The sequence below is a fragment of the Catenulispora subtropica genome (genome assembly GCF_039531675.1).
In the GTDB taxonomy this organism is placed as follows: Bacteria; Actinomycetota; Actinomycetes; order Streptomycetales; family Catenulisporaceae; genus Catenulispora; species Catenulispora subtropica.
The window spans coordinates 1-14,512 of the sequence record NZ_BAAAQM010000012.1 but is presented as its reverse complement, the minus strand read 5'-3'; the positions used below and the strand labels follow the sequence as shown (position 1 = coordinate 14,512).

At 71.1% G+C, this 14,512-nt stretch carries 12 protein-coding genes and 2 riboswitches; of the genes, 6 read left to right on the top strand and 6 right to left on the bottom strand.

The features are described 5' to 3' along the window. Positions 1 to 15: 15 nt before the first annotated feature. The 5 genes from ABD466_RS12670 to ABD466_RS12650 form a co-directional block, all read right to left on the bottom strand. On the bottom strand, positions 16 to 552 hold the full coding sequence (locus tag ABD466_RS12670) for a GNAT family N-acetyltransferase (protein WP_344657189.1): 537 nt from the start codon (positions 550 to 552) through the stop codon (positions 16 to 18). A 169-nt stretch (positions 553 to 721) separates the two neighbouring features. After that, the gene (locus ABD466_RS12665; RefSeq protein WP_344657188.1) at positions 722 to 1,714 is read right to left on the bottom strand and encodes an SCO2521 family protein; all 993 of its coding nucleotides are present in this window, start codon (positions 1,712 to 1,714) and stop codon (positions 722 to 724) included. Beyond that, positions 1,695 to 2,732: an SCO2522 family protein gene (locus ABD466_RS12660; RefSeq protein ID WP_344657187.1), complete on the bottom strand. Its 1,038-nt coding sequence runs from the start codon at positions 2,730 to 2,732 to the stop codon at positions 1,695 to 1,697. The genes ABD466_RS12665 and ABD466_RS12660 overlap by 20 nt, the downstream gene beginning before the upstream one ends. Beyond that, positions 2,729 to 3,649 (bottom strand): SCO2523 family variant P-loop protein, encoded by a 921-nt coding sequence (locus ABD466_RS12655; RefSeq protein ID WP_344657186.1) that lies wholly within the window; start codon positions 3,647 to 3,649, stop codon positions 2,729 to 2,731. Before ABD466_RS12655 ends, ABD466_RS12660 begins: the two co-directional genes overlap by 4 nt. Position 3,650: 1 nt before the next feature. Next, positions 3,651 to 5,564: an SCO2524 family protein gene (locus ABD466_RS12650; protein WP_344657185.1), complete on the bottom strand. Its 1,914-nt coding sequence runs from the start codon at positions 5,562 to 5,564 to the stop codon at positions 3,651 to 3,653. Between the two features lie 177 nt (positions 5,565 to 5,741). Between ABD466_RS12650 and ABD466_RS12645 the strand changes: the two genes are divergently transcribed. The 5 genes from ABD466_RS12645 (at position 5,742) to ABD466_RS12625 (ending at position 9,902) form a co-directional block, all read left to right on the top strand. Beyond that, positions 5,742 to 6,047 (top strand): hypothetical protein, encoded by a 306-nt coding sequence (locus tag ABD466_RS12645; protein ID WP_344657184.1) that lies wholly within the window; start codon positions 5,742 to 5,744, stop codon positions 6,045 to 6,047. Next, positions 6,048 to 6,965, top strand: a complete 918-nt coding sequence (locus tag ABD466_RS12640; protein WP_344657183.1) for an SCO2523 family variant P-loop protein — start codon at positions 6,048 to 6,050, stop codon at positions 6,963 to 6,965. After that, complete coding sequence (locus ABD466_RS12635) at positions 6,965 to 7,981, top strand: SCO2522 family protein (RefSeq protein WP_344657182.1); 1,017 nt, start codon at positions 6,965 to 6,967, stop codon at positions 7,979 to 7,981. Before ABD466_RS12640 ends, ABD466_RS12635 begins: the two co-directional genes overlap by 1 nt. A gap of 2 nt (positions 7,982 to 7,983) precedes the next feature. Beyond that, positions 7,984 to 8,958: an SCO2521 family protein gene (locus ABD466_RS12630; RefSeq protein WP_344657181.1), complete on the top strand. Its 975-nt coding sequence runs from the start codon at positions 7,984 to 7,986 to the stop codon at positions 8,956 to 8,958. Between the two features lie 344 nt (positions 8,959 to 9,302). Beyond that, positions 9,303 to 9,902: a GNAT family N-acetyltransferase gene (locus ABD466_RS12625; protein WP_344657180.1), complete on the top strand. Its 600-nt coding sequence runs from the start codon at positions 9,303 to 9,305 to the stop codon at positions 9,900 to 9,902. Here the strand turns inward: ABD466_RS12625 and ABD466_RS12620 are convergent. After that, positions 9,884 to 10,639 carry a GNAT family N-acetyltransferase gene (locus ABD466_RS12620; protein ID WP_344657324.1) on the bottom strand — a complete coding sequence of 252 codons (756 nt, stop codon included), beginning with the start codon at positions 10,637 to 10,639 and terminating at the stop codon, positions 9,884 to 9,886. The genes ABD466_RS12625 and ABD466_RS12620 overlap by 19 nt on opposite strands. Before the next feature lie 165 nt (positions 10,640 to 10,804). Continuing rightward, positions 10,805 to 10,892: riboswitch (glycine riboswitch) on the top strand. Further along, positions 10,893 to 11,011, top strand: a riboswitch (glycine riboswitch). A gap of 194 nt (positions 11,012 to 11,205) precedes the next feature. Here ABD466_RS12620 and gcvP point away from each other — a divergent pair. After that, positions 11,206 to 14,103: an aminomethyl-transferring glycine dehydrogenase gene (gcvP, locus tag ABD466_RS12615; protein WP_344657323.1), complete on the top strand. Its 2,898-nt coding sequence runs from the start codon at positions 11,206 to 11,208 to the stop codon at positions 14,101 to 14,103. The last annotated feature ends 409 nt before the right edge of the window (positions 14,104 to 14,512 follow it).

Below are 14,512 nucleotides of genomic sequence, written 5' to 3'. Positions count from 1 at the left end.
GGTCAGGCCCCCGGGTCAGGCACCCGCGTCACCGGAGCCGCCGGGCCGGGCGTCCACTTCGAAGCTGTGCCGCAGCACCTTGCGGCGCTCGCCGTTGCCGTAGTAGTCCTCGCGCTCCTCGCCGTCCTGGAGGAACCCGAAGCTCTCGTAGAGGTGGAACGCGGCCTCGTTGTCCGGCCGCACCGTGATGAACCCGTCGGCGACGCCGAGGTCCTTCATCGTGTCCACCGCCGTGCGCATCAGCTTGCGCCCCAGGCCGTGGCCCTGGTGCCGTTCGCTGACCGCCAGGCCCAGCAGCCAGGCCTCGCGGTTGTCGGAGTCCGGGCCGATCAGCGCGTAGCCGGCCAGGTCGCCGTCGCGGTCGACGACGAACCAGGTCTTGCGGAACAGGTTGTAGAAGGTCCGCAGGTAGTGCTTGGAGTAGGCCAGGTCCTGGAAGACCTCTTTGTCGAGGACTTCCAGGGCGGCTAGGTCGTGTTCTTCGACGAGGCGCACGGTGTCGCGGTCGGACGTGCCGCTGCCGGCATTGCTCGGCGCCTCGATGGTGGTCACGCACACCTCGTCAGAAGTCGAATCAGTGTTTACAGGTTCCTGATAGGGGGTATGGGACCACCTTTCAAGGGCATGCTACTCGGTCCCGGTGGGGCCGCGTGTGACGTTGCGCGATTGTGGTCACGCGCCCTGGGCGCCGGCGGTTCACGGCGGTGGGGTCCCCACCGGGTCAGAACCTGCGCGGCGGCCGGATCTTCACCTGATCCCGCAGGTCGCGCACCCGCGCCACCTGCTTGTCGAACAGCGCGGTGTAGTGGGTGCGGCTCTCGACGCCGTCCCAGAGTGCTTTCATCCGTTCACTCAGATAGGTGGGCGGCATCCACAGCGGTACCAGCTGGTTCAGAGCGAACAATAGCGAATCCAGCGGGTCGCGGTCCCGGTCGATGTCCTTCTCGGCGCGGGCCACGATGACGTCCTTGACCGTGGTCAGCAGCCACTCGTGCAGCGCGAACTCCTCGCAGAAGCGCAGCAGCATGGGCAGGTCGCCGGGCCGGCCCTCCAGGCGGACGGCGTGCACGTTCGGCACGTCGCTCTTCACGATGTGCACCGTCGGGGACCGCTCCGCCTCCAGCGTCGCCGCCCACCGCACCACCGCCGTGCTGGCCCGCAGCGCGGTGTGGTGGTCCAGCTCCGAGCTCTGCTGCACGTCCTCGATCACCCGGTCGCTGATCGAGGCCAGGTCCACGCCGTTGGTCGGGGTGCTGTCGCCCAGGAAGCCGTCCAGCACGTTGTTCGGGTTCGGCGACCCGATGATCTCCGCGACCCCCTGGCGCCGCAGGTAGTGCCGCCACTCCCGGCGGTCGCTGGAGGCCGCCGCGGTCAGCGCCACGTGCGCCGAGCCCTGCAGCACCCGGCCGTTGGTGACCACGGCGTGGCTGAGCACCGTCCCGATCGCCCGGCCCTTGCCCTCGCGGGCCACGTTCAGCCGGCAGTCGATCCCGGTGACCTGCTCCGGCGAGACCACCCGGCGCACCGGGCGCTCCACCTTGCTCACCGGCGAGCCCGGGGTGAGCTGCATCAGGGCCACGCTCGCCGAGGTGGACAGCGTGCCCTGGTTCTGGATCAGGCAGGTGCGCACCTCGCCGAAGGCGAGTTCGGGCGGACGGCGGCCGGGTTCGGCCGTCCGCGCGGCGCGGTCGTCGTCAATCGTTGTGCGTGACATGGACTTCATCGAAGAACAGGTGGCTCACCCGCCGGGTGGGATTGTCGGGCAGCGTGACCGGGCTGGCCTCGTGCAGCGCCCGCTCCTCGGTCTGCTTCAGCACCGCCTCGTCGAACTGCAGGTGGTCGATGATCACCTCGGCCGCGTGCTCGGCCGCCCGGTAGTGCGGCGGCAGCAGCGACAGGCTCTGGTAGGCGGCGAACGGCGCCGCGTCCGGCGTGAGCTGGGTGACGGTGGGCAGCTGCGACCACAGGTCCGGCAGCGCCTCGCCGGACCCGAAGCGGTAGGGGCCGGCCACCGCCCGCCCGGCGTCCCGCAGCAGGCCCAGCCGCAGCAGCTGCCAGACCGCGGCGAGCAGCGAGCACGAGTACTGCCGCTCCGGCTCCGAGCGGCTCTTGTCCAGGCTCCACAGTTCGACGTCGACGAACACCGAGTGCCGGTAGCTGCCGAACTCCTGGGGCGCCTCCCACTCCGGGGCGTCCATCGCCACGGTGACCGCCGGGGAGCGCTGGCCGTTGGACAGCCAGCCGGTCTGCGCGGTCGGCGGCCGCGAGCCGTTGGCGCCGACCGCGGCCTCCTCGACGATCAGCCCGGCCACGATGTCCGCCAGCCGGCTCTGGTCCCGGGGACCGGAGTACGGGCGCTCGCAGGCCACCGCGCACCCGGCCTCCCGGGCCAGATAGTCGATCTTGAACCCGGCCTGCTCGGCGGCGGAGGTCACGATGTCCACCACCTCCGAGGGCTTGGGCGGCTCGCCGGCCGAGGACGACGGGGTGTAGTCGTCGACCAGGAAGCAGGTGCTGATCCGGGCGTTGCGGCCGAACCGCTTGCGGATCCGCTTGCCGGCCGCCTCCAGCCACGGCGCGGCCTGCTCCAGCTGCCGGGCGATCAGCCGGTCGCCGTCGGCGAAGTCGTCCAGGTACAGGTGCCCGGTCTCGACCGACAGGTGGGCCAGCGGGACCGCCTCCACCCGGGCGGCCTCGGTCAGCTCGTGGTAACTCACGTCCACGGCGGTCACAGCCCTTCCCAGAATCTCTCGTCCGACAGCTTCGCGGCGAGGTCCTCGAAGGCCTGCACGGTGGCCTGGTTGGCGATCTTCAGCCCGCGCACGTCCGAGTCGTCGATCACCTGCTCGCTCCACTGGAGCATGGGGTCGTAGGGGATCTGCCCGGCCAGCCGCGCGCGGCCCATGCGCAGCTTGTCGGCCTGTTCCCGCAGTTTCTGGTCGTAGGCCCGCAGCCACGCGCCCTGCGGCGCCCGGGTCACCGACTCCTGGTCCACGCCCAGGTCCACGACGGCGGTGCGGACGTAGCGCACGGCCTTGTTCAGCTCGGTCGGGTTGTGCCCGCGCTTGGCGCCGGCGGCCAGCAGCCCCTTCTCCCCGAACACCAGCCCGTGCGCCGCCAGGATGTGCTGTTTGGTCCAGCGGTGGAAGACCAGCCAGCGGGTGGTGAGGGCGGCCAGCTCGGGCCGGGCCGTGGCCTCCAGCACCAGGTCCACGGCGTAGGAACGGCCGGCCGACAGGTCGACGATGCACAGGTCGAACTCCCGGTCGAGCTTCAGGAACAACTGGGCGCACCGGGCCGGCATGTCCGGGCTGATCGAGAACTCGCCCCCGTCCCGGTCCCCGGGCAGCAGCACCAGGCGGCCGGCGCCGGAGATCCGGGGCAGGTCGCGTAACGTGTCGCTGTCCGAGTGCAGGGCGGTGTCCAGCTGCTGGGCGTCGGTGTGCCGGGTGAAGTAGGAGTGCAGGCCCGAGGCGTCCACGCCGCGCTCGGCCTTGGGAACGTCGAAGATCGCCCCGGCCGTGGGCGAGCCGAAGTCGAAGTCCAGGTAGGCGACCATCTCGCCTTGCAGTGCCCGCCGGTAGGCCATGTTGCAGCTGGTCACCGAGCGCCCCGTGCCTCCCTTGTCGGAGGTGGCGAATATCAGCACGTCATGCGCTCCTGATCGCGGCCTGCCGGGCGAAGGCCAGCTCGTCCAGGTCTCTCAGCACTTTGTCGGCCAGCGCCGCCGCCGTCGCGGGCCGTTCGGACACCAGCGAGTCGGCGCGGTTGAGGAGCTGCTCGACCTCGCGCAGCAGCTTCTGCTCCTGCGCGCCGCCGGCCGTGGGCGTGGTCAGCCGCTCCTGGTCCAGGATGTGGCGGGCCTCGGCGATCTTGGTGTTGGCCTGGTCGATCTGGCCCTGGTCGGCGACCGGGGGCGCGGCGATCAGGGACGCGGAGGCGACGAAGACCTCGATGGCGCGCTCGGTGATGTCCCACGCCGGGGTGGCCGGCGCCGGCGCCACGCCGGGGAAGACGTTGGACGGGTCGTCCCACAGGCCGGTGGTCTGCTGGCGGCGGGCCAGCAGGTGCTCGACCGCGGAGTCGGCGACCTCGATCAGCCGGGCCCGGTTGCGGCGGCTGGAGGTGACCGAGGCGAACCGCAGCGCGGCCTTGGCCAGCGTCGCGGCATAGCCGGTGTAGACCCAGGCCAGCGGCGGGCCGTTGAGCTCTGAGCCGCGCAGCGGGATGGGCACCCCGGGGTCGTGCATGGTGATGCCGCGGTCCTCCTCGACGGCGCGCCGGCTCACCCGGCCGCGCTGGGCCAGCTCCTCCAGCACCCCGACGCTGCGGCCGACCACGTCGCCCTTGGCGTTGCCGCCGACCAGGCTCGTGCTGACGATCGAGAGCACCAGCTCGGTGAAGTACGGCGAGGTCTGGCCGTCGCTGCCCTCCCACGGCACGTCCTCCATCGGCCAGCGGCCGGTCCCGAAGGTCGCGATCGTGGACCAGTACTGCAGCGCCAGGCCCCAGCGCAGGTTCAGCGCCTCGCGCAGCGCCTGCTGCTCGGAGGTGAGCAGGCCCTGGCGGGACGTGCGGCCGGAGAAGAGGTCGGCCAGACCGTCCAGGGCGCTGACCGTGAAGTGCAGCACCGGCCGGGAGTCCGCGATGCCGTGCGGCTGGCGCACGCCGACGGCGGCGGGCAGGTCGATGTCGGTGGCGTCCTGCGCCACTCCCCAGGCCCAGCCGCACTCGAAGAAGCGCTCCGGGTAGTCGCGCAGCAGCCGCTCGTTCTCCGGCGGCAGGCCGAAGGTCAGCTCCGGCAGCTTGTCGCGCACCGGCTGCAGCTGCCCGCGCAGGTCCTGGGTCAGCGTCCGCCCCACCACGCGGCCCTGGCTGACAGTGCGCAGCAGCCGCGTCTCAGCCTCGGAGTCGGGCTCCAGGACGTTGATGACGAAGGAACGCAGCAGGCCGACCATGGCCACGGTGAGCCGGTTGTCCAGCCGCTTCAGCGTCGCCTCGATCCGGTCCCGCAGCTCGGCCCGCTCCACCGTCCGCTGGAACTCCCGCAGAAAGCCCTTCGCGGACAGGCACAGGGTGACCGAGATCGAGTACGACTCGGTGATGTCGTAGCTGCTCTGCTCGGGCTTGACCTCGTTGCCCGGCTCCTCGGTGTGCAGATAGGAGCCGCCGGTGAAGGTCGGGCCGCCCTCGTCGGTGTAGTTGTCCAGGTACCGCTCAAGCGCCTCCAGCATCCGCATCGGGATGTCCAGCCCGCTGCCCATCGGCTTGAGCACCGCCAGGACGTCGTCCTCGATGGCGTCCGGCCGGTCCAGCTTGAAGCCCGCCACTTCAGTGGCGGGATAGAGCAGACACAGGATCTGCTCGGCGTCACTGATGCTGTTCGAGGGGTCGCGCCCGCCCCAGGTCCACTCCCCGTTGTTGATCGTCACGCGCGCGAAGGCACGCCACGTATCCAGGATGTGCTGTCTTGGGTTTGTTCTCAACGCTCCCGCCCCTGCCCCTGACCTGCCCCGAGTGCGCGCGCTCGGCCCCGCGTCGACGACGGGCCGGGCCCGGCGCATGTCTGCCGGGGGATACCCCTACCCAGGATGTAGGAGTCTGATACATCGGAGATCGGGATTTCACCCGGAGGCGGCTCGGGACCGAACCAGTGCCGGGGGCGCGGGCGAGGGTCTACGGTGGAGGGAGGCAATCGTTTCAGCCTTCTGACATGGTGATCTCTTCTCCCGGGAGGCCCGGTGCGGATCCAGCCGCGCGAACAGATCCTGGACATCTGGCGGTCCATGCTGAACGAGTGCCATGCCGACGGGAAGTGGGTCTGGGGCGGCCGGGCCGGTTCCAACCCGGTCTCTGACGCCGAGCAGTTGCTGTGCCCGTTCCACCCGATCACCCAGATCACCGCCTTCGGCGTCCACGACCCCGACACCACGCCGTCCGACGTGCTCGATGCGCTGCGACCGCTGGAGGAGCCGCCGCGGATTCCGCGGGCCCTGGTGGACGTCGCGCTGGAGGTAGCACGTGAAGACGCCGGACGGAGGCGCTGAATGCTGGTTTTCTCTTCTTCCGACAAGGGCGGCACCGGGCGATCGGTGACCAGCTGCAACCTGGCCCACCGGCTGTCGCTGCTAGGGCGGGACGTCGCGTACCTCGACTTCGACTTCGGCTCGCCCACGGCCGGCGCGATCTTCGAGATCCCCACGCTGGAACGCGGCACGCCCGGCGGCGGGCTGCACTCCTTCATCCTGGGCAAGGTCGCCGAACCGGCGCGCGTCGACGTGCGGATGGTGACCGAGCGTGCGGCGCTCAAGGAACGGCCGGCGGGCTCGGGCAGGCTCGTGCTGTATCCCGGGGACGTCGGCGGTGCCGAGTTCCACCTCAGCGCCGACCACATCAAGAGGGCCGCCAGCCTGTTCGCCTCGGTTGAGCAGGAGTTCGACGTCTGCGTCGTCGACCTGAGCGGTGGACGGTCCTCGGCGCTGGACATGTCGCTGCACGCGATCTCACCGAAGCTCCGTTCCGGGAAGGCGGCCCCGGTCCGGTGGCTGCTGTTCCATCGGTGGACGACCCAGCACCTGATCGCGGCCAGCGGACTGCTTTTCGCCCCGAACGGCATCGTCAGCTGCGCGGGAGACGCCGGTTTCCGGGACGCGGACTTCATGCGCATGGTCCGCACCGTCCGTACCGCGGTGCCGGATGTCACGGCGTTCGGCAAGGAGACCACCGCCGAGCAGGAGAGATGGGTGAGCAGGAGCGACGACATCCTCAAGGACCTGGCCAAGTCTCGGCGGCTGGGCCGGGACCTGCTGGCCGGCGTGACGCCGCTGGAGCCGATGCTGCTCTGGCGGGAGCAGGTGATCACGGACGTGGACGTCAGGCGCGGGCTGGCCAAGCCGGCCACCACGCAGGCATTCGACGCCTTGGCGATGAAGGTCATCGACGACGCTGCTTGGGAAGGCTTCTGATGACGGCCGTCACGCCACGTCGGTTCTCAGAGGAACCCGCGCGGGTCTTCGTGGAGCACAGCCAGGGCACCACGGTGCAGAACCTGCCCTTGTCGCACCTGTCGCTCGAAGTCGGGCACTTCTACATGGAGGACCTGCGGAACGACGACGCGCCGATCCGCGAACAGTTCGAGCGGGTCAAGCCCTGGCTGGACGCGGCGACGGCCACGGTGGTCTGCGGCGAAGAGAAGCCGCGCGTGAGCACCTGCTTTCTCATCGACGACTATTTCCAGCGCTGGCCGGACGCCTCAGAGATCATGGAGAAGCTGCTGCGGCTGGCCCAGGAAGCCGGCATCGCCATCGACTATCTCGCCCGGGAGTCGGCGTGTGCGCGCCGTTCGGACGGCTTCCAGGTCGCCGAGTTGGTGGCCCGGCGCATCCTGGAGGAACCGGAGCCGGAGACGACCACCGGCGGCAGGCCGCCGACCTCGCGGTCGGGGTGGCTGGCGAACGGCCGGCCACCCCGTGAGGCGGCTGTCCTGAGCGCGATGCAGGCACACGACTGGGAACCGGGTGTGGAGTACGCCAGGCGCAACCATTCGATTTTCTTGGACGTCGAGCTGTGGAAGGACCGCACCGAGCCCGGAGCGGGCGACGACGAGGTACTGAGCCGGCGGCTGTACTCGTGCCCGTTCCTGGCCGCGGTCTGGCAGTTGGTGCGACTGGGGCTGCTGCGCAAGGACGGCGCGCCGGCGCTGGAGGTGACCGATTGGGACGGCGTCTGGCGCGACGACTGGAGTCAGGTTCCTGACATCATCAAGGTGAACCCTCAGGCCAAGCCGTTCTACGCCTACCGTTGCCTGAGTGTCATGCCGCAGCACTTCCTGGGCGTCGAGCACGCTGTGCGCCATATCGTCGACCACGTTCTGCTCGACCCGCCGGTCGTGGAGTCGGTGCGAACCCGCGCCCGGCAGAAGGACATTCCCCTGCCGGCCGCCGTGGCCGACCGCATCAGCTATCACTTTTTCGAAGGATGATGATGACCGCGTGGCCGGACGTGTCCCCGGACGTCGGAGAGCAGCCCGGTGTCGTCCTCGGCGCGGTGACGACGAGACTGCTGAACAGTTCCGAGCCGCTTCCGCTGGAACCCGCTCGGCAGGCACTGGCCCTCCTGCCCGATGTCGCTGCCGGCTGGCGGCGGCACCCGATCGAGCAGGTCGTCTCACCGGACCTGTTCTTCAGCCTGGACTGCCGGCTCGCGACCCGTTCCGGCTCCCACCCGCGGGTGATCGGGACGGCACGGGCGCGCGCGGTGCTGACCGCCGGCCACGTCCTTCAAGGCTCGGCGAGCACGGCCGTGGTGCTCAACGCTTCTCGGCGCCGACTGCCCTGGGCGCACTACGTGGCGCGCACCGGCATGGTGGAAGCCATCAACAAGGCCGATCCCGCCGACCTGGTGACCTCGTTTCTCCGAACAGAACCCGGCGGCACGTTGCTGGACTTGGGCAAGACCGCTTCGTACGTGACCTCTCTGCTGGACCGGGTTCCCCAGATCGACGGCCGGGCCCGGTTGAGAACCCAGAGCAGCCGCCTCCTGTGGGCCGCCCGATTGCACGAAGGGTCCGAGCCCGTCGGCGAGGTCGAGGCCGGTGCGGACGGCGTCTTCCGCGTACGGTTGTCGACCCCCTCCGCGCTGCTCCCGCATTTCATCGAGTTCTGCGAGGTCTTGGCCCTCCACGGCTGGCTCTTGGCGGCGATGAAGAACGCCTTCGACCGGTCCACCCGGCCCGGCCGGCGCGCCGAGGACGAGATGGATCCGGCGCTGAGCTACCTGGCACACATCTGGAACCCGAGGGCGCATCTGCCCCCCGAGGTGCGTTGGCTCTGGCAGGCCCTCGAAGACGAGGCCCAGCTGACTTGGGAGTGGCAGTCCACCGTGACCCGGCTGCGGGACAAAGTCGCGCTGCTGACACGAAAAGCGATGGAAGAGACTCTGCGCAAAGAGGTTGTGTGAGGGTCGTCCTCGCAGAGGCACCGTGAACCGCAAGGGCATTTTCCGGCAGTGGAACTCCGCCAGGAGCAACCTCGCCGACCCGTGCCCGACAACGGCGCTGACGAAGAGCTTTCGAGCCCTTATCGAGCGCGTTTCGAACTCGTTGAGGATGCTCTTCCCGGCGACGGACAGCCTGGTGTCGATCCCGCTCGCCGTGCTGACGGAGGAGATCGGAGACCCTCAGGACGGCGGCGCGGACCGTGCTCCGACAGCCGCAACCCCACGTTCCTCCACCGGCCTCGCCGGGTAACCCATACCCAGGAGATCTGACCGGCGGTCGACGCGGACCATCGAGAGGAGATTTCGTGGGCACGAACGAGCCTCCGCGATTGCGGGGTGTCCTCAAGGAGGACCTCTCCGCCATCGCCGACCTGGAAGCCACCGCGTTCGGCACCAACGGGCTGACCCGCAACGCCCTGGACGTGATCTTCGATCCGTCCGGTGCGTTCTGGTTGCTGGCCGAGGACGAGGAGGGGGTCTGGGGGCACTCGGTCAACGCCCGCGGGGAGGACCCGCACGTCGGGTGGATCCTCGGGATGGCGGTGCATCCCGAGCGGCAGGGGCGGGGGTGGGGGCGGATTCTGCTGCAGGCGTCGATCGACCGGCTGCAGGACAGCGACATCAACGTGATCCGGCTGCTGGTCAAGCGCACCAACAAGCTCGCCTACCGGCTCTACGAGAGCTTCGGGTTCGTCGACAGCGGGGAGCGGGCCGACCATTTCGGGCCAGGGGAGGACCGGCTGGTCATGTCCTTACTGCTCTCGACGGAGAAGCCCCCCAAAGGGCAGTCGTCGCCCCCTTTTCCGCAGGTGCCCGTGGACCCGCAGGACACGGGCCGGACCCTGAACGGCGTGGCGGCCGGACCGCAGATTCCCCGGGACGACGCTCAGAAGTGGTACTCGTAAGGGGTCGTCACACTTAGGGCCCGGAAGCCCAGCCGCTCCAGGATCGGGCGGCTCTGGTCCGTGGCGTCCACCTGCAGGAACTCGCAGCCCAGGGCGGCCGCCAGGCGCATCCGGTGCGCCACCAGGGACCGGTAGATCCCTCGGCCGCGCCACTCCGGCGCCGTGCCGCCGCCCCACAGGCTCGCGAAGCCCGTGCCGGGGTGCACCAGCATGCGGGCCGCCGACACCGGCCGGCCGTCCGCCATCGCGACCCACGTCCAGACCGTCTCCGGGTCGGCCGCCAGGCGCGCCAGCACCCGGGCCCGCGCCCGGTCCCCGCCGCCGCCGAACGCCGCCTCCGTCGCCTCGGCGACCAGGTCCGCGTCCGCGGCCGTCGTCACCGCGCGCAGGGTCACGCCCTGCGGCGGCGCCTCCGGCAGTCCGGCCGCCAGCTGTGTGATCTCCGCCACAAAAAGCGTCTCCGGTTCTCCGGCCCGGAAGCCCGCCGCCGCCAGTCGCGCGCCGAGGTCGGCCGGCCGGTCGTGGCTGTAGAGCTTCCACTCGAGCGCGCCGCCCGGCCCCACCAGCTCGCCGAAGTAGGCGATCTCCGCGCTGATCACGGCGTCGGCTGTATCGGCGTCCAACTGTGAATACAGCACGCCGTGCCAGTCTCGCGGCGACGCCCCGACCTGCCGGACCACCGCGGCGGAGCGCTCCACGCGGGAGCCGGGCTCGTCCGGTTCCGCGGCGGCGCGCATGCGGGCGTCGAACAGGCCAAGCAGGTGCTTGTCAGGGGCGAAACGGGAGGCATGGGAGGTGGGGAAGGTCACGCGGCCAGCTCACCACCGGCCGGGTCGCTACGGCAAACGGTTAACGGGATTAGAACAGACCGTGCCTGCGCTGATACCGTCGTAAGCGCCGACAAACCTCGAACGGGAGAGACCCACCCAGCGGGCGCCGAAGGAGCAATCCTCCCCGGAAACTCTCAGGCAAACGGACCGTTCGAGCTGGCGACTCTGGAAAGCAGGGCCGAGCTCACGCGAGGCCCTCACCGAAGGTGTAAGCCGCGGGTGCCGCAAGGACTCCCCACCCGCGGTGAAACTCTCAGGTCCCATGACAGAGGGGGAGGACGGATCCGCGGGAGGCGCGAATCCACCACCCGACGTCTAGAGCGTCCGCCTGAGAGGCCACAAAGGTGACCGCAGTGCTCACGGATCTGCCCGGCACAGCCGGAGAGGACTCCGCGGCCGGTTCCGGGCCGGTGCCCGCCCCGACCGCGACCGACCAGGACGGGACGGCCGTCGCGGCCGCCGCGCGCCCGAGCCTGTTCGAGCTGGAGCAGTCCTCGCCGTTCGCCGACCGCCACATCGGCCCGGACCGGGACGCCGCCGCCCGGATGCTGACCTACCTCGGCTACGAGTCGCTCGACGCGCTCACCGAGGCCGCCGTCCCCGGCGCCATCCGGCTCACCGAGCGCCTGAACCTGCCGCCGGCCCGCTCCGAGGCCGAGGTGCTGACCGAGCTGCGGGACATCGCCGGCCGCAACCGGGTCTTCCGCCCGATGATCGGCCTGGGCTACCACGGCACCTTCACCCCGCCGGTGATCCTGCGCAACGTGCTGGAGAACCCGGCCTGGTACACCGCCTACACCCCCTACCAGCCGGAGATCTCCCAGGGCCGGCTGGAGGCGCTGCTGAACTTCCAGACCGTCGTCGCCGACCTGGCCGGTCTGCCGGTGGCCAACGCCTCCCTGCTGGACGAGGGCACCGCCGCCGCCGAGGCCATGACCCTGGCCCGCCGCGCGAGCAAGAGCAAGTCGGCCCGTTTCCTGGTCGACGCCGACGTCTTCCCGCAGACCCTGGCCGTGCTGCAGACCCGCGCCGAGCCCCTGGGCATCGAGCTGGCGCTGGCCGACCTGGGCTCCGGCGGGGCCGACGGCGCGGCGCTGCCCGAGGGCGACTTCTACGGCGTCCTGGTCCAGTACCCCGGCGCCTCCGGCCAGGTCCGCGACCTGAAGGCGATCGCCGCCGCCGCCCACGAGCGCGGCGCGCTGGTGGCCGTGGCCGCCGACATCCTGGCCCTGACCCTGCTCACCTCGCCCGGCGAGGCCGGGGCCGACATCGCGGTGGGCTCCACCCAGCGCTTCGGCGTCCCGCTGGGCTTCGGCGGCCCGCACGCCGGCTACATGGCCGTGCGCCAGGACCTGTCCCGCTCGCTGCCCGGCCGCCTGGTCGGGGTGTCCGTGGACGCCGACGGCGACCAGGCGCTCCGCCTGGCCCTGCAGACCCGCGAGCAGCACATCCGCCGCGAGAAGGCCACCTCCAACATCTGCACCGCGCAGGTGCTGCTGGCCGTGATCGCCGGCATGTACGCGGTCTACCACGGCCCCGAGGGCCTGACCGCGATCGCCCGCCGGACCCACCGCTACACCGCGGTGCTGGCCGCCGGGCTGCGCGAGGCCGGGATCGAGGTCGTGCCGGACGCGTTCTTCGACACCCTGACCGTGCGCGTCCCGGGCCGGGCCGCCGAGGTGTGGCGCGCGGCGCTGGCCGCCGGCGTGAACCTGCGGCTCGTCGACGAGGACACCGTCGGCGTGTCCTGCGACGAGACCACCGACTGGGCCGACCTGCGGGCGGTGTGGGCGGCGTTCGGCGTCACCGGCAAGGAGGCGGCCGGCGTCCACGAGCTCGACGCCGCCACCGAGGACGCCCTCGGCGAGCACCTGCGTGCCACCGCGTTCCTGACCCACCCGGTCTTCCACGCGCACCGCTCCGAGACCGCGATGCTGCGCTACCTGCGCAAGCTCGCCGACCGCGACATCGCGCTGGACCGGTCGATGATCCCGCTCGGCTCCTGCACCATGAAGCTGAACGCGACCACCGAGATGGAGCCGATCACCTGGCCCGAGTTCGGGGCGATCCACCCGTTCGCGCCGCTGGACCAGGCCGCCGGCTACCTGTCCCTGATCGGGCAGCTGGAGGGCTGGCTGGCCGAGGTCACCGGCTACGCCCGGGTCTCCGTGCAGCCCAACGCCGGGTCCCAGGGCGAACTGGCCGGCCTGCTGGCCGTGCGCGCCTACCACCGCGACAACGGCCAGGAGCAGCGCGACGTCTGCCTCATCCCGTCCTCGGCGCACGGCACCAACGCCGCCAGCGCCGTGATGGCCGGCATGCGGGTCGTGGTCGTGGCCAGCCGCGAGGACGGCTCGGTCGACGTCGGCGACCTGAAGGCGAAGATCGAGAAGCACCGGGACCAGCTCAGCGTCCTGATGATCACCTACCCCTCGACGCACGGCGTGTTCGAGGAGGAGATCACCGAGATCTGCGACCTGGTGCACGCCGCGGGCGGCCAGGTCTACGTGGACGGCGCGAACCTGAACGCCATGGTCGGCCTGGCCAAGCCCGGCTCCTTCGGCGGCGACGTGTCGCACCTGAACCTGCACAAGACCTTCTGCATCCCGCACGGCGGCGGCGGCCCGGGCGTCGGCCCGGTCGCGGTGCGCGCCCACCTGGCGCCGTACCTGCCGAACCACCCGCTGCACCCGATCGCGGGGCCGCGGACCGTCGAGGACGCCGCCGGCGGCGTGGGCCCGGTCTCCTCGGCGCCGTGGGGCTCGGCGGGCATCCTGCCGATCCCGTGGGCCTACATCCGGCTGATGGGCGCCGAGGGCCTGCGCTCGGCCACCCAGCACGCCATCCTGGCCGCCAACTACGTGGCCAAGCGCCTGTCCGAGCACTTCCCGGTCCTCTACACCGGCCCGGCCGGCCTGGTGGCCCACGAGTGCATCATCGACCTGCGCGGCATCACCAAGGAGACCGGCGTCACCGTCGACGACGTGGCCAAGCGCCTGATCGACTACGGCTTCCACGCCCCGACCATGTCCTTCCCGGTGGCCGGCACCCTGATGATCGAGCCCACCGAGAGCGAGGACCTCTACGAGCTCGACCGCTTCTGCGACGCGATGGCCGCCATCAAGGGCGAGATCGACCGCGTCGGCGCCGGCGACCTGGACCGCGAGGACAACCCGCTGCGCCAGGCCCCGCACACCGCCGCGATGCTGGCCGGCGACTGGAAGCACGGCTACGAGCGGGCCGAGGCCGTGTTCCCGGCCGGCGTGAACCCGGCCGACAAGTACTGGCCGCCGGTGCGCCGCATCGACGGCGCGTACGGCGACCGGAACCTGGTGTGCTCCTGCCCGGCGCCGGAGGCGTTCGAGGACTGATCCCGGCGTCCCGCACGCGTGGGTGAGGCGCCCCGTAGACCGACGGCTTCGGTCTGCGGGGCGCTCGTCGTCTGCTGGTGCAGCGTCGGGTCGGTCTTCGGGGGGTCGGTCCCCAGGGGGTCGGTTCGCTGCGGTTGGGCGTGGCGTGGGCTTGGGCGTGGGCGCGGGCTTGGGCTTGGGCGTGGTGGTTGTGGGTGTGGTGCTGTGGAGCGTCGGCGGGTTGCTGTTGTGGTGGCTTCGCGTTCGCGCCCAAGGGCGGGGCGCGATGCCTCTGGCGGCCCTCCGGGGGCGCCTGCGCGGCGGGCGGCCTCGGCTCTGGGGGATCCCAACACCCCGCGCGGGCTGCGGTCTGGGTGTGGTCCGGTCCCGGACCCCCCGCCGCGTCGTCGCTGCGGTGGGGAGTACCACG

What these genes read in the sequence shown, in the direction of transcription:
- ABD466_RS12665 (WP_344657188.1), bottom strand. Translation starts at nt 1,714, where the DNA reads ATGTCACGCACAACGATTGACGACGACCGCGCCGCGCGGACGGCCGAA.
- ABD466_RS12650 (WP_344657185.1), bottom strand. Translation starts at nt 5,564, where the DNA reads ATGCGCCGGGCCCGGCCCGTCGTCGACGCGGGGCCGAGCGCGCGCACT.
- ABD466_RS12640 (WP_344657183.1), top strand. Translation starts at nt 6,048, where the DNA reads ATGCTGGTTTTCTCTTCTTCCGACAAGGGCGGCACCGGGCGATCGGTG.
- ABD466_RS12635 (WP_344657182.1), top strand. Translation starts at nt 6,965, where the DNA reads ATGACGGCCGTCACGCCACGTCGGTTCTCAGAGGAACCCGCGCGGGTC.
- ABD466_RS12630 (WP_344657181.1), top strand. Translation starts at nt 7,984, where the DNA reads ATGACCGCGTGGCCGGACGTGTCCCCGGACGTCGGAGAGCAGCCCGGT.
- ABD466_RS12620 (WP_344657324.1), bottom strand. Translation starts at nt 10,639, where the DNA reads ATGCGCGCCGCCGCGGAACCGGACGAGCCCGGCTCCCGCGTGGAGCGC.